Origin of the sequence: Paenibacillus sp. GCM10028914 (assembly GCF_042666275.1) — a bacterium.
GTDB lineage: Bacteria > Bacillota > Bacilli > Paenibacillales > Paenibacillaceae > Paenibacillus_AQ.
The window spans coordinates 197,179-211,201 of the sequence record NZ_JBHTFO010000015.1; the positions used below are offsets into that span (position 1 = coordinate 197,179).

A 14,023-nucleotide genomic window follows, 5' to 3' on the forward strand; every position below is an offset into this window, starting at 1 on the left:
CCACTCCCCTTCTAATTGTTAACCGCGTAATTATAATTAATGGTTTACAATTGAAATATAAAAAGATATGATTACCTATGCCTAGAAGTCGACTCTAGTAAAATTGAGTAATGAGTTCAAACATTGGAGGACGAAAATATGAAAACGAAAGAGCTAGTCTTAGCTGCATTATTCGCTGCATTAATAGGGGTTCTGGGATTGATTCCACCCATTCCACTTGGTTTTATTCCCGTACCTGTAACCGCACAAACGTTAGGGGTTATGTTAGCGGGGTGTTTTTTAGGGAGAAAGACGGGGACAATTAGCGTGTTATTATTCATGGTATTAATTCTAATTGGTTTACCATTATTATCAGGAGGACGTGGAGGTCCTGCTGTTTTCGTATCACCGACTGCCGGATACTTACTAAGCTGGCCACTGGCTGTGTTTTGCATCGGGTATGTAACGGAAAAGATGTGGTCTAAGCTAGCCGTGTGGAAATTGATCATTATAAATTTTGTGTTTGGTGTAGTATTGATTAGTTTGATTGGTGCGCCGGTAATGGCTCTTATTACGAATACTTCTGTATGGGCCGGACTTGTGGGAGCTACAGCATTCTTGCCAGGGGATTGTATTAAAGCAGTCATCGCAGCGATTATTGCAATGCAGCTGAAAGCGATTAGTCCAATTGAAGAGAAAGTGAATAATTCTTAAATTTTCTAGTAGGTGTGATATGAGATGAATCTAGTAGAACCATTACTGAGTTATGCCGAACACCAACCTGATCAAATTGCGATATCCTATGGAAGAGATCATCGTACATATCTTGCGTTAGTAGAGAGGATGTTACAAGTCGCTCAGGGGCTGAAACATAATGGCCTTACCCAAGACAAAGTAGCCATTTTATCTACGAATCGCATTGAATTTGTAGAGGTTTTTCTAGGGGCTGTTTATGCAGGGTGTGTACCCATTCCTATAGATCCACAATGGAGTATACATGATGTAAACTCGATCTTAGAGCAAGCCCAACCGAAAATGATATTTTCAGAAAGTAAATTCGTAAAGAATCTTGTGTTTCAGGATAGAGATTTAGAGATCCTAACCTTTTCGGATGAAAAAGCAGGTTCTTATGATAGCTGGTTACATACGTTTCAGCCAAAAGCGGAAATAGATCAAACAAACGAGACCTTATTTATTGGCTTTACTTCAGGTACTACAGGAACGCCTAAGGGTTACATGCGTAACCATTTATCTTGGATTAACAGCTTTAAGGCGACAAAAGAAGCTTTCAATCTAGATAACATGGAGCATATTATAGCACCAGGCCCCCTTGTTCACTCTCTGTCATTATTTGTATTGATGCAAACTCTATTAAGTGGCGGGACTTTTCATATCGTACGACATTTCAATGCCGAAGAGGTTTTAGGAATATGTAAGCAGATACCAGATGTGATATTGTTTGTGGTGCCTACTATGATTGAATCCTTGATGAAGCATTCCATCCCTCACGAAATACAAATTCAAGCGATCATTAGCTCAGGTGGAAAGTGGTCTGACACATCTAAGCAAAGGTGCAGAGAAGTTTTTAGCGGGGCTAGGCTTTATGAATTTTACGGATCATCCGAAGCAAGTTACATTAGTTATTTGAACGTTTCTGATGAAAACAAAGAGAGTTCAGTTGGCAGGCCATTTACAGGCGTAGAAGCATCTATTCGAGATGAGAATTTTCAGGAGGTGCCCTTGGGAGTTGTCGGGCAGCTGTACATTCGAAGTAATATGATGTTCATGGGCTATTTTCAATTACCTGAAGAAACAAATGCAGTCTTTCACGATGGGTGGCTTATGAGTGGAGATTATATGTATATGGATGAGGATGGTTATTTGTATATAGCTGGACGTTCCAAGAATAAGATCGTATCCGGCGGCCTAAATATATATGCTGAGGAAGTCGAGTCTGTTCTGAACCAAATTCCTGAAATTGAAGAGGTAATGGTCTTTGGAGTACCTGATGAATACTGGGGTGAACAAGTGACAGCACTTGTGAAATGGAACAGTCACCAGACATTGTCTATCGTAGATATAAAACAACACTGTCGCCAATATTTAGCGAGTTACAAAGTACCGAAGCAGCTAATCACAGTGGATGAGTTTATCTACACTAGCAGCGGGAAATTAGCTCGCCAAGCGATGAAAGATTATATGAAGAGAGTGATGGTATGAAAGAAGCCTTGATTGTCATGGCTAAACGGACGCCCATAGGCAGGTTAGGGGGAATGTTTAGCAGTCTAGAGCCGGAAGCATTATTAGCACCTCTGATTCAACGGGTAATCGAAGAAACGAAAATACCCATGGATATCATTGATGATGTGATCATTGGTAATGTCGTTGGTCCAGGTGGGAATATTGCAAGGGTAGCTGCGCTGGAAGCAGGACTTCCAGTGACAATCCCGGGTGTTACCATCGATCGGCAGTGCGGTTCTGGCTTAGAGGCTATTAATATAGCGGCTCGTTTTATACAAAGCGGTGCAGGTGAGGTTTATTTAGCAGGTGGTGTGGAAAGTACAAGCCGTGCACCGTGGAGAATGACGAAGCCACAAACTTTAATGGGGACGCCGCAGTTGTATACACGAGCACATTTTACCCCAAGCTCTTATGGTGATCCAGATATGGGTATCGCCGCAGAGAATGTTGCCAAGAAATATGAGATTACTAGAGAAGAACAAGATCATTATTCTTTGGAAAGTCACCAAAAAGCTGTTTATTCACAGCAAACTGGCCGATTTCAACAGGAGATTGTACCTCTTCTAGTAGATGGTGAATGGATTACGACCGATGAATGTCCAAGAGACAATACGAGCTACGAAAAGCTACAAAAACTTTCACCAATCTTTCTCGAAAATGGAACCGTAACAGCGGGTAATGCATGTCCAATGAATGATGGGGCTGCGCTTCTTTTAATTATGTCGCGTGAAAAATGTGAAGAGTTGAAGCTAAAGCCTATTATGAGGATCGTTGATGCTCAAGCGGCAGGTGTAGATCCGAATTATTTAGGAATGGGTCCCGTTCCAGCTGTCCAAAGATTATTAAGCCGTCAACAATTAACCGTCACCGATCTAGAAGTTGTAGAGTTTAATGAAGCATTTGCCTCACAAGTATTGGCTTCACTGAAGGAGCTTAATATTCCGCTAGAAAAAGTCAATCGTGGTGGTGGAGCGTTAGCCCTTGGTCATCCTTACGGGGCATCAGGTGCAATATTAATGACACGTTTATGTGCTGAAATGCTACACCAGCCATTTAACAGAGCTATAGCAACATTAGGTATTGGCGGCGGTTTAGGTCTAGCAACCCTCGTTGAGGCTGTGAAATGAATACCATTCAGAAGAAGATCCACGTTACAGCTGATTGGATTTCACAGTATGCCAGTAGCATTGAAGCTCCGCTACAGACGACTATGGATGGAAATCTTATTGCACCTGCAACGATGCCCGTTATTTTCTGGCAAGAATTTGATATTCCGTGGATCAATATGAGAGCAAATTTGATACATGGTATACAGCGTTTTTCATATGAGAGCATGTTAACTTCAGGCATGATCTTAGATTGTGAGTTATCATTAACAAATGTAGAAAGAAAAGCGGGTAGACAAGGCGAGCTTACATTTTACACACATCGGCTTGTTTGTACATGTGAAGGCGAACTCATTGTCACAGCGGAAACCGTGCTGATTCGGGTAGGTGAAGAAGATGAAGAAACGAATAACGTATGAAGCTATCCGGCAATATGCTGCTGCTTCTAAAGATATGGCAGACATTCATCTTGATATTGAAATTGCAAACCGTGCAGGATTCAAGCGTCCAATTGTGCATGGAATGTATATCATGGGACTAGCACAGTCACTTTATATGATTGAGCATCCAACGAAATGGATCACTTCTTATGATATGAAATTTCAAAAGCCGCTTTTAGTTGATTCGGAAATAACATTCGTATATAAAGGAAGTTTCGGGGTTATCCAAGTGAGTGTTACAGATGATGTTGGCGAAGTTATCGCATCGGGTACGCTATCTGTGAAAGAGAGGCTGCAATGAAAAAAGTAGCGATCATAACAGGATCAACGAGAGGGATCGGGCGCAGTATCGCATTACTACTTGGACAATCTGGATATCAAGTCATTGTAAATGGGACCAATAACGCGCTGATCAAACAAGTCATACAAGAGATACATGACGCAGGTGGTGAAGGAATGGGGTATTCTGCCGATGTTGCAGATCCAGTTCAAGTCACTGCGATGGTTGATAACGTTCTAAATAAATATGGACGGATCGATGTGCTAATACATAATGCCGGTAATTTACATGATCAAAGATGTCTTCACATGACGGATGAAGAATGGAAGTCTGTACTTCAGGTCCATTTGGATGGAGCCTTTTATACCATTCAGCGAGTACTGCCGTATATGCAGAATGGTGGAGGTGACATCATTCTGATGACCTCCTCAGCGGGATTAACGGGTTCTGTAGGACAAGTAAATTACAGTGCAGCAAAAGCTGGAATGCTCGGTATGGTGTGGACGCTAGCTGCAGAGCTCAAACGGTACCAAATCAGGGTGAATGCCATTTCTCCAGCTGCTTTAACGGATATGACAAAGCCTGTAATCGAGCATCTGAGAGAAAAGTACGATCGGCGAAATGAGCCATTTCCAGAATACTGGCGAGTAGGTGAAGCAGACGAAGTTGCGCGGTTCGTTACCTCCTTACTGGCACAGTCGGATGAACGATTAACAGGTGAAATATTTGGCGTTAATGGTAATCGAATAACAAGGTGGCAGAAGCCACAGCCTGTCTTTTCAGAAGATAGCATTGAAGAATTCTTCGCAACATGGTATACGCAAAAGGAGAGTACATAGATGCTGGTATTCAATCAAGTACATTTTTATTATAAAAAAGGGCAGCCTGTCTTGGATAATGTAAGTTTTACGATCAACCCAGGTGAGTTTGTAGCTATTGTCGGTGCTAATGGGTGCGGGAAGTCTACCATTGCTAAGCTTATGGATGGCTTGCTGCTTCCGAAGGGAGGCAGCGTGAAACTTAACGACTTAGATACGTCAGTTCCTGAGGACCTCGCCAAGATTCATGAGCAAATCGGTCTGGTATTTCAAAATCCGGAAGATCAATTCATTACCACAACCGTTATGGATGAGGTGCTTTTTGGTCTCGAAAATATACGAGTACCGAGAGAGGAAATGTCGGAGCGGGTTTCTCATGCACTACAAGCTGTTCACATGGGTGATTATTTAGAAGCGATGCCTCACGAGCTATCTGGGGGCCAAAAGCAGCGCGTTGCGATTGCGGCTATTGTGGCTATGCGGCCTCAAGTTATTATTTTCGATGAGGCGACCTCTATGCTTGATCCACAGGGGAGAGAGCAGGTTGTGTCTATCATGCATGAACTACACCAGCAAGGCTTGACCATTGTTCATATTACGCATCATATGGAAGAAGTATTAACAGCAGAGCGTATGTTACTTATTCATGAAGGTAGGCTTGAATACGATGGTGATCCTCTGGCATTTTTCAATTCGATGCCTGCTGCAGACTACCAGCTGCATCTACCTTTTGCGGTGCGTCTCCATCGACAACTCGATCATCATATTCCGCTTGCCGCCGATTGGAAGGAGATGATTCGCTCACAATGGTCTATCAACTACAAGAGGTAAGTGTGAATTACTCTAAGGAAGCGGCTTTGAAAAATGTAAGCTGTACGATTGAATCTGGAAAGTGGATCTCCATCATTGGACAATCGGGCGCAGGGAAATCTACTTTTGTGAAAGTGCTTAAAGGATTAGTGCCTAATATGCAAGGAGATTACTTAATTAATGATCAGCCTGTTAATCGAAATGCAAAAGGGCAGATGATGGTTATCCCGGAAATCGGTTTTGTATTTCAATATCCTGAACATCAACTTTTTGAAACAACGGTTTATAAAGAGCTTGCCTTTGCTCCTAAACATCTAGGGTTATCCAGTCAACAGATCGATGAAGCTATTCATGTGATATTACCGCAAGTTGGTCTTTCTGCAGATATTCTTCCATTACCTCCGTTTCAATTAAGTGGTGGTCAAAAGCGCCGAATAGCCATCGCCTCTGTGCTCATGATGAATCCCAAGCTTCTTATTGTTGATGAACCGACAGCAGGTCTTGATCCGGCAAGCCGCGTCGCTATGCTGCAGTTACTCCAGAAATGGCAACAACAAGATGATCGAACAATAATCTTCGTGTCACACCAAATGGAAGATGTCGCTGAATACTCAGATGAGGTTATCGTGTTACATGAAGGTCACTTCATGGGTCACTTTGACACCAGTACTTTATTTCTGGAAAACTCACAAATGCTCAATGAAATCGGGTTAACATTGCCCGAGCCTGTCCAGTTATTAAAGTTGGTTGAGGAGTTATCCGGGAGGAAGATTGAAGTGGTTAGTTGTAGAGAAAAAGATATTTTTGCATCCATTATGCCAATCTGGAATACGAGGGTGTCTAAAAATGGGTAACGCCGTGTTAATAGGTCAATATATTGAGAGAGATTCCTTCATTCACAAGCTGGACCCACGGACGAAGCTGCTTAGCATTACTGCATTCATGTTAAGCATTCTAATGCTAGAGTCTGCCATTAGCTATGCGGTCGCAACCATTCTCGTACTCGGCGCGTTGATGGTATCTAAGATTCCAGCTCACGTGGTTTGGAGAGGAATAAAGCCAATTTTATTCATCTTAATTTTCACCTTTTTATATCATGTTATATTCACAGAAGGAACGGTTATATGGTCTTGGTCATTCATCGAACTAACCGTGGAAGGGTTAATGAATGGGGTTCGTTTCGTCTGGCGCATTGTTTTGCTTGTATTACTGGCATCCATCTTAACTTTAATGACAAAACCGCTAACACTAGCTCATGGTCTCGAAAAATTACTGTCTCCGCTATCCAAACTTAACATACCAGTGGAACAGTTCTCTCTAATGATTGTTATTGCGATTCGGTTTATCCCGACAATCATGCAAGAGTTAGATCGAATTCTCCTTGCTCAAAAGGCCAGGGGTTTTGATATAACGACATTACCGCTAATGAAACGTTTGTTTTCATACATTCCCATTCTAGTTCCATTGTTATTTACTACGATTCAACGTGCGGAACAACTAACCTTCGCGATTGAAGCACGTGCTTATGGTCGTGGTAAAGGTAGAACGAGTTATAAAGAGTTGGAATTTATGAAAGCAGATTTTCTAGTTGGAGGAATAACGATTTTATGTGTACTGACTCTGCTGTTATTAAAGATATAGATAGATGTGGTTATATTAATAACAGGAGGCACAGATGATGCAATGGAATACACGTATTACTGATTTATTGCAAATAAAGTATCCAATTATTCAAGGAGGGCTTGGCTATTTAGCTTATGCCGACCTCGCTGCAGCCGTTTCGAATGCTGGTGGATTAGGCCAAATTACAGCCATGTGCCTTCCGAATACAGAAGTCCTGCGGCAAGAAATTCAGCGTGCGCGTAGTTTAACAGACAAGCCATTTGGTGTTAACTTTGCGATCGGTATGCACGGTAATTCTTGTAAAGATTGGGTGCAAGTCGCAATTGATGAGCAAGTATTCGCTATAACGATTACGGGTGGGAATCCTGCACCAATGTTAGAGATGTTACAACCAACGAATATAAAAACAATGGTACTTGTTTCTTCAAGAAGGCAGGCACAAAAAGCAGAGCGACTTGGTGCTTCTGCCATTATTGTTGTTGGTAACGAGGGTGGAGGACACTTGGGACGTGACGATGTTGGAACGATGGTGCTTGTTCCACAGGTGGTTGATGCTGTTAGCATTCCTGTTGTTGCCGCTGGCGGGATCGGAGATGGACGCGGGTGGATGGCAGCTCATGCACTAGGTGCTGAAGGGATTCAAATGGGGACACGTTTCATAGCAACACAGGAATGTATACATGCTTCCAAATCATATAAAAAGGCATTAATCGAGAGCTCAGAGAGTGACACGACTGTGATTAAACGTTCGATTCATTCTCCTGGAAGAGTGCTGTGCAGTGAGTACGTTGGTAAAATTCTTGAGATAGAGCGCCAGTCGCCAACATATGAGGCTTTAAAAGATTATATCAGCGGTGAAGCCAATAAACGTTGGATTTACGAGGATAACAAGGAAGAGGGCTTTGGCTGGGCTGGCCAAGTAACCGGTATGATCCATGATATCCCTACAGTTTCCGAGCTAATCGAAAGAATGATTAATGATGCAGTCCGTATTCGGAGAAAATGGGGGGCTTTATAGAAGGGTTACATTTATACTTTTTTGCTATGTTCGCTATAATGGATAGAGTCATTTAAGAAAGGGATGTAATCTTTTGAAGAAAGTAATTGTCATTGGAGCAGGGATTCTTGGGGCATCAACAGCTTATCAGTTAGCAAAGATGGGTGCCGATGTCCTTATTGTAGATCGGAAAGATAAAGGACAGGCGACAGATGCCGCTGCTGGCATTATCTGTCCGTGGTTGTCGCAAAGGCGGAATCAAGCATGGTATCAGTTAGCAAAAGCAGGTGCACGTTATTATCCAATATTGATTAATGAACTTCAGAGCGAGGGCGAAACTGAGACTGGGTATGCTATGGTGGGAGCACTAAGTATTCATGAGGATTTGGGGAAAATAGAAAAGATGGAGGAGCGGGCACGTACTCGAAAAGAGGATGCTCCAGAAATCGGTGAAATTACTCAACTTAATGAAAGGGATACCCAGGAGCAGTTTCCTCTATTATTAGAAGGATATCATTCTGTACATATTAGCGGCGCTGCCCGCATAGACGGTCGTGCGCTACGCGATGCGCTAATCCGTTCAGCAGTGAGAAATGGTGCAGTCCTGAACGAGGGAGATGCGAAACTACAGTATGAGTCAAATTGTGTAACAGGAGTAACGGTTGGAACCGATAGTTACTCGGCTGACGCAGTTATTGTTTGTGCGGGTGCATGGGCAACTCAACTGTTTCAGCCTTTAGGTATTCATTTTCAGGTTAGTTATCAAAAAGCACAAATTATGCATTTAGAGGTGGCTGAGCAACATGAAACAGGTTCATGGCCTGTAGTTATACCGCCGACTGATCAATATCTACTCTCTTTTGATAATCAGAAAATTGTTATAGGGGCTACACATGAAAATGATATCGAAGACTACGATACACGGATCACTGCTGGAGGGATGCAAGAAATTCTGAATAAAGGGATAGCGTTAGCTCCTGGTTTAGTAAATAGTACATTCCAGGAGGTACGAGTCGGATTTCGACCATTCACCCCAGGTTTCTTACCTGTAATCGGCAATGTCCCAGGTTGGGCTGGTCTAATAACGGCAAACGGACTAGGATCGTCTGGATTAACGATGGGTCCCTTTATTGGAAGCCAGCTAGCAAAGCTGGCGTTAGGCATGGAACTTGATATCAATGTAAACGATTATGATGTTCAAAAGGCAATGGAGAATAGTTGATACGTTCCATGGATAGGCATTGTTAGCAGTAAAGTGGTCTATAATGGAATCGAAGCTCCTTTTCATAATAAGAAACCGCGATTTTCGCGGTTTCTTTCTTATTCATTCTTGGAAATATTGACGGTGCGCTATCCATAAGCTATGATCTTGAGGATTCTCTTAGTATTTGGAATTAAACAATAAGAAAGGTTGGAAATGATGCCTCAATCTGAAGACATTAAGACGCATTGGAAAAGGAATATCTTACTATTTTTAAGCAGTCAGACGCTCTCGTTATTTGGTTCAGCTTTGGTTCAATACGCGATAATGTGGCATATAACCTTAACAACACAGTCAGGTATGATGATGACGTTATATATCATTTGCGGCTTTATTCCGACATTCTTTCTATCTCCGTTTGCCGGCGTTTGGGCGGACCGCTATAACCGCAAATTCCTCATTATGATATCTGACGCTATGATCGCTGTTGTCACCCTTATTCTTGCGATTACCTTTATGCTCGGGTACGAAGCCATGTGGCTGTTGTTCGTCATCGCTGCTGTACGCGCACTCGGAGCAGGAATTCAGACACCAGCGGTAGGTGCGATTCTTCCCCAAATAGTGCCACAAGACAAGTTGACGAGAATCAACGGAATCAACGGTAGCCTGCAAGCGCTCATGATGTTCATTGCACCCATTGTCAGCGCAGCAATCCTTACACTTGCAACGATCGAAATGATATTATTCATCGACGTCATTACTGCGGCGATTGCGATCCTTACCTTGTTCTTCTTTCTCAAAATTCCGTTACACCAAAAGGCGTCCGACGAACAGAAGACAGGGTACTTGGATGACTTCAAACAAGGTTTGGTCTATATTAGACAACATGCGTTTTTAAAAACATTATTTATTTTCTTCGCCATATTCTTTGTTCTCATGGCGCCTGCGTCTTTCTTAACACCTCTTCAAGTGACGAGAACCTTCGGTGATGAGGTATGGCGGCTGACAGCTATCGAAATAGCGTTCTCTGTCGGCATGATGGCCGGTGGTGGTGTCATTGCTTCATGGGGTGGATTTAAAAATAAAGTGTACACGATGACTTTCGCCAGTCTCATCATGGGTGTGTGTACCGTTGCACTCGGTATAGTGCCAATCTTCTGGATATACTTGGCCGTGATGGCTGTGTTCGGAGTTGCGATGCCAATATTTAATACACCGACAATGGTCTTACTGCAGGAGAAGGTGGAAGACAATTATTTGGGACGTATTTTCGGTGTCTTTGGGATGATTTCAACCTCCATGATGCCAATAGGGATGTTGATATTTGGACCACTTGCCGATGTGGTCAAGGTTGAGTGGCTGCTCCTTGGAACGGGATTGTTATTCCTTGCTCTTACCTTCTTCTTCTCTACGAACAAGAGGCTGGTGGAAGCTGGAAAACCCCTCCCTCAGGAAGACATGCAGGAGCAGTAGCTAAGACGAAGTCAGCTTCGATGTCAGAGATCAAAAAAAGGTGAGATCGCATATTGAACAAGCTGAACGTTGTTTCATAATAAAATACGATGATTAGAAAACAAAAGCCTCCGTCAAAAAACGGGCGCTTTTGTTTTTTCTTATCGTATAGAATTTGACTTGGAGTTAACTCCAAGGAGTACACTATATCTAAATCAAACTCTACTTGAAAGCGAGGGCGAATGATATGGAATATGTGAAGCTTGGGAATACCGGAATGGATGTGTCCCGGATCTGCCTTGGTTGTATGGGCTTTGGTGTAGCAGAACGATGGATTCATCCATGGGTGCTTGATGAAGATAACAGTCGACCTATTATCAAAAAAGCCTTGGAGCTCGGAATTAATTTCTTCGATACAGCTAATGTATACTCAGATGGAACTAGTGAGGAGATTGTTGGAAAGGCGCTGAAGGACTATGCCAATCGAGATGAAATTGTACTTGCAACCAAGGTATATAATCGCATGCATGAAGGCCCGAATGGTGCAGGACTGTCAAGAAAGGCGATCATGAGTGAAATTGATAAGAGTCTAAAGAGACTCGGTACTGATTACGTCGACCTCTATCAGATTCACCGCTGGGATTACAACACCCCCATAGAAGAAACAATGGAAGCGTTGCATGATGTAGTAAAGGCAGGAAAGGCAAGATATATTGGTGCTTCTGCAATGTACGCTTGGCAGTTCCTAAAGGCGTTACATACAGCTGAGAAGAATGGGTGGACTCGGTTTATTTCGATGCAGAATCATCTTAATCTGATTTACCGTGAAGAGGAGAGAGAAATGCTTCCGCTGTGTAAGGAGGAAAAAATCGGCGTTATTCCATATAGTCCGCTTGCAGGTGGGAGGTTAACTCGCGACTTAGACGAAACGACACATCGTTCCGAAACGGATCAAATGCTGAAAGTAAAATACGATGCTACCGCTTCTACCGATCGATTGGTTGTGGAGCAGGTAGCCGTTATTGCTGAACAACGCGGAGTTACACGTGCACAAGTTGCACTAGCTTGGTTGCTTCAGAAGGAGCCTGTGACATCTCCGATAATCGGTGCGACGAAGGTGACACATCTTCAAGATGCGGTAGCAGCTCTCTCAATTAAGCTTACCAGTGAAGAGGTTGCTTCGCTCGAAGAACCATATGTTCCTCATCCGATTATTGGCTATCAATAACCGATAATTCAGAAATTCTAAGTGAAGGTGATTCTCCATGCTCATTGCTAAAGTCAGTGAAAAATATGATATATCACAAGATACACTCCGTTATTACGAACGAGTAGGGCTTATACCTCGAGTAAACCGCAATAGCAGTGGTATTAGGGATTACACGGAGGAAGATTGCAGATGGGTTGAATATGTTAAATGTATGCGAGCTATTGGTCTTCCTATTGATGTGTTAGTTCAATATGTTGGTCTGTATCAACAAGGGGACGAGACAGTTCACGCAAGACAAGAAATACTAATCGAGCAGCGACAACAACTCTTAAATAGATTGGAAGAGATGCAGAAAGTCTTAGCTCGTATGGATGATAAAATTACAAGATATGAGGAAATAAAGGATGAGCAGAAGAATCGATGAAATGATGAGCTTACTAATCAAATAAAGTTTTTTCTAGAATTGATAACATGTAAAGCCACAATGGATATGAATCTGAACTGTACCCCAATTGTTAGACATACTCTAACAGTTGGGGTGCAGTTCAAATATTCGTGGCTTTTTTGTGTTCTTTTTTTGGTTTTTATAGAAAAATAAGTGAATTATTCTGAGGTTTGGTTAAGTATAACTTATAGAGTATGCGTAGCAAAGCTTTGTTACTTTATTTTAGGTACAGTTTTCAGGGGTAATCACATGATTGTAGTCCATTCATACTTTGAAGAGTTGTGGGAGGTATTCTATGATACAAGTCCAAGCGTCAAGACTGTTTAAAAGGCAATTAAAAATGTTCACATCTGTTATTCTCGGAGTTATGCTCTTTGGGATGCCTGTTCTGCCAGCATTTGCGGCGTCTCCTGGGAAGACAGTAAACGCTTCTGCAACACTCGCATATAATCTAAAAGGTCTTAATCACAATGTAGCTGTTCAGAAGGCATATATCGCAGATAAGTATCTTTATGTAACGCAGCGTTCTAAGGGAACTTGTTATCTTTCAAGATTACTTATAGACGGAAAAGACGCTAAGTATGTAGATGAAATGACGATTACTAATACAGGGCATTGCCAGACTCTTGATATGTACACTTACAATGGTGAAAACTACTTTTATTTCAGCTCAAAAGCAGATCCATCAACTGACTATTACTGGTCTCTGCAAGTAGCAAGAGTTAAATACTCAGCCGGAAAAACTGTCGACTACACGGATCTTAATCGCTTTACCTATATGAATTACGCCAATAAGAATGGTTCCAGATTAGGCGATACTTACCGAGTTGATGCTGGGGGTAACAGTACCCATACGGTATTCCGAGTACAAACGAAAGAAGGAACCGTAACTTGGACCATTTATGACACGGTAGCACTCAACAAGCTACTTGACAGCAATAAACAGGTACGTATGGACAGTGCAGCTGCAGTGAAGGCTTCTGTTACCAGCTTTACGCAGTCTGGAAGTAATATTGTACGTCCAAACGGATCTTTCCAAGGTGCTGATCTGCTCGGTAAATCGGAAATATATACTTCAGGTGGAGCGGATGGTGATACTCCAAAAATTGCTCTGATGTCTAACAGCGGTGCATACAAAACCCTTGTGAATATAACGAATGTGGGGAAACGAGAAATCGAAGGAGTACAGACCAAAAATGGTAATGTATACTTCACGATTGTTACGGATCCCGTAAATAAGAAGAATACGCAGAAAGTGTATTACGTCCCTGATAGCACATTTAAATAACGATCTATTGAGTAAATCCCTGAGAACTGTACCAAGGATAAAGTGTGCCAAAATTCAATTTCATATCTGCAAAAAGGAGCTACCGATGAGTAGCTCCTTTTTTTTATCCCAAATGAGACATTTCATTGACCTC

At 42.3% G+C, this 14,023-nt stretch carries 15 protein-coding genes; all 15 read left to right on the plus strand.

Features of this window, described 5'->3' with window-relative positions:
• The first annotated feature begins 138 nt into the window (after window positions 1-138).
• The gene (locus ACFQV5_RS14420; protein WP_379247960.1) at window positions 139-693 is read left to right on the plus strand and encodes a biotin transporter BioY; all 555 of its coding nucleotides are present in this window, start codon (window positions 139-141) and stop codon (window positions 691-693) included.
• 24 nt (window positions 694-717) lie between these two features.
• The gene (locus ACFQV5_RS14425; protein WP_379247962.1) at window positions 718-2,199 is read left to right on the plus strand and encodes an AMP-binding protein; all 1,482 of its coding nucleotides are present in this window, start codon (window positions 718-720) and stop codon (window positions 2,197-2,199) included.
• Window positions 2,196-3,347: a thiolase family protein gene (locus ACFQV5_RS14430; RefSeq protein WP_379247964.1), complete on the plus strand. Its 1,152-nt coding sequence runs from the start codon at window positions 2,196-2,198 to the stop codon at window positions 3,345-3,347. Before ACFQV5_RS14425 ends, ACFQV5_RS14430 begins: the two co-directional genes overlap by 4 nt.
• Window positions 3,344-3,745 carry an FAS1-like dehydratase domain-containing protein gene (locus ACFQV5_RS14435; RefSeq protein WP_379247966.1) on the plus strand — a complete coding sequence of 134 codons (402 nt, stop codon included), beginning with the start codon at window positions 3,344-3,346 and terminating at the stop codon, window positions 3,743-3,745. Before ACFQV5_RS14430 ends, ACFQV5_RS14435 begins: the two co-directional genes overlap by 4 nt.
• Window positions 3,723-4,067 carry a MaoC family dehydratase gene (locus tag ACFQV5_RS14440; RefSeq protein ID WP_379247968.1) on the plus strand — a complete coding sequence of 115 codons (345 nt, stop codon included), beginning with the start codon at window positions 3,723-3,725 and terminating at the stop codon, window positions 4,065-4,067. Before ACFQV5_RS14435 ends, ACFQV5_RS14440 begins: the two co-directional genes overlap by 23 nt.
• Entirely contained in the window at window positions 4,064-4,885 is an 822-nt protein-coding gene (locus tag ACFQV5_RS14445; RefSeq protein ID WP_379247970.1) for an SDR family NAD(P)-dependent oxidoreductase, read from the plus strand. Before ACFQV5_RS14440 ends, ACFQV5_RS14445 begins: the two co-directional genes overlap by 4 nt.
• Complete coding sequence (locus ACFQV5_RS14450) at window positions 4,886-5,695, plus strand: energy-coupling factor transporter ATPase (protein ID WP_379247972.1); 810 nt, start codon at window positions 4,886-4,888, stop codon at window positions 5,693-5,695.
• The gene (locus ACFQV5_RS14455; protein ID WP_379247974.1) at window positions 5,671-6,528 is read left to right on the plus strand and encodes an ATP-binding cassette domain-containing protein; all 858 of its coding nucleotides are present in this window, start codon (window positions 5,671-5,673) and stop codon (window positions 6,526-6,528) included. The genes ACFQV5_RS14450 and ACFQV5_RS14455 overlap by 25 nt, the downstream gene beginning before the upstream one ends.
• Window positions 6,521-7,315, plus strand: coding sequence for an energy-coupling factor transporter transmembrane component T family protein (locus ACFQV5_RS14460; protein ID WP_379247976.1), 795 nt, complete (start codon window positions 6,521-6,523; stop codon window positions 7,313-7,315). The genes ACFQV5_RS14455 and ACFQV5_RS14460 overlap by 8 nt, the downstream gene beginning before the upstream one ends.
• Before the next feature lie 37 nt (window positions 7,316-7,352).
• Entirely contained in the window at window positions 7,353-8,315 is a 963-nt protein-coding gene (locus ACFQV5_RS14465) for an NAD(P)H-dependent flavin oxidoreductase (RefSeq protein WP_379248275.1), read from the plus strand.
• 73 nt (window positions 8,316-8,388) lie between these two features.
• On the plus strand, window positions 8,389-9,516 hold the full coding sequence (locus tag ACFQV5_RS14470) for an NAD(P)/FAD-dependent oxidoreductase (protein WP_379247978.1): 1,128 nt from the start codon (window positions 8,389-8,391) through the stop codon (window positions 9,514-9,516).
• 198 nt (window positions 9,517-9,714) lie between these two features.
• Window positions 9,715-10,968 (plus strand): MFS transporter, encoded by a 1,254-nt coding sequence (locus ACFQV5_RS14475; RefSeq protein ID WP_379248276.1) that lies wholly within the window; start codon window positions 9,715-9,717, stop codon window positions 10,966-10,968.
• Between the two features lie 226 nt (window positions 10,969-11,194).
• Complete coding sequence (locus ACFQV5_RS14480; protein WP_379248277.1) at window positions 11,195-12,175, plus strand: aldo/keto reductase; 981 nt, start codon at window positions 11,195-11,197, stop codon at window positions 12,173-12,175.
• Between the two features lie 37 nt (window positions 12,176-12,212).
• Window positions 12,213-12,581 carry a MerR family transcriptional regulator gene (locus ACFQV5_RS14485; RefSeq protein WP_379247980.1) on the plus strand — a complete coding sequence of 123 codons (369 nt, stop codon included), beginning with the start codon at window positions 12,213-12,215 and terminating at the stop codon, window positions 12,579-12,581.
• 316 nt (window positions 12,582-12,897) lie between these two features.
• Window positions 12,898-13,890 (plus strand): phage baseplate protein, encoded by a 993-nt coding sequence (locus ACFQV5_RS14490; protein WP_379247982.1) that lies wholly within the window; start codon window positions 12,898-12,900, stop codon window positions 13,888-13,890.
• The last annotated feature ends 133 nt before the right edge of the window (window positions 13,891-14,023 follow it).

Coding starts and splice junctions, on each gene's coding strand:
- ACFQV5_RS14420 (WP_379247960.1), top strand. CDS start 139: ATGAAAACGAAAGAGCTAGTCTTAGCTGCATTATTCGCTGCATTAATA.
- ACFQV5_RS14425 (WP_379247962.1), top strand. CDS start 718: ATGAATCTAGTAGAACCATTACTGAGTTATGCCGAACACCAACCTGAT.
- ACFQV5_RS14430 (WP_379247964.1), top strand. CDS start 2,196: ATGAAAGAAGCCTTGATTGTCATGGCTAAACGGACGCCCATAGGCAGG.
- ACFQV5_RS14435 (WP_379247966.1), top strand. CDS start 3,344: ATGAATACCATTCAGAAGAAGATCCACGTTACAGCTGATTGGATTTCA.
- ACFQV5_RS14440 (WP_379247968.1), top strand. CDS start 3,723: ATGAAGAAACGAATAACGTATGAAGCTATCCGGCAATATGCTGCTGCT.
- ACFQV5_RS14445 (WP_379247970.1), top strand. CDS start 4,064: ATGAAAAAAGTAGCGATCATAACAGGATCAACGAGAGGGATCGGGCGC.
- ACFQV5_RS14450 (WP_379247972.1), top strand. CDS start 4,886: ATGCTGGTATTCAATCAAGTACATTTTTATTATAAAAAAGGGCAGCCT.
- ACFQV5_RS14455 (WP_379247974.1), top strand. CDS start 5,671: ATGGTCTATCAACTACAAGAGGTAAGTGTGAATTACTCTAAGGAAGCG.
- ACFQV5_RS14460 (WP_379247976.1), top strand. CDS start 6,521: ATGGGTAACGCCGTGTTAATAGGTCAATATATTGAGAGAGATTCCTTC.
- ACFQV5_RS14465 (WP_379248275.1), top strand. CDS start 7,353: ATGCAATGGAATACACGTATTACTGATTTATTGCAAATAAAGTATCCA.
- ACFQV5_RS14475 (WP_379248276.1), top strand. CDS start 9,715: ATGCCTCAATCTGAAGACATTAAGACGCATTGGAAAAGGAATATCTTA.
- ACFQV5_RS14480 (WP_379248277.1), top strand. CDS start 11,195: ATGGAATATGTGAAGCTTGGGAATACCGGAATGGATGTGTCCCGGATC.
- ACFQV5_RS14485 (WP_379247980.1), top strand. CDS start 12,213: ATGCTCATTGCTAAAGTCAGTGAAAAATATGATATATCACAAGATACA.
- ACFQV5_RS14490 (WP_379247982.1), top strand. CDS start 12,898: ATGATACAAGTCCAAGCGTCAAGACTGTTTAAAAGGCAATTAAAAATG.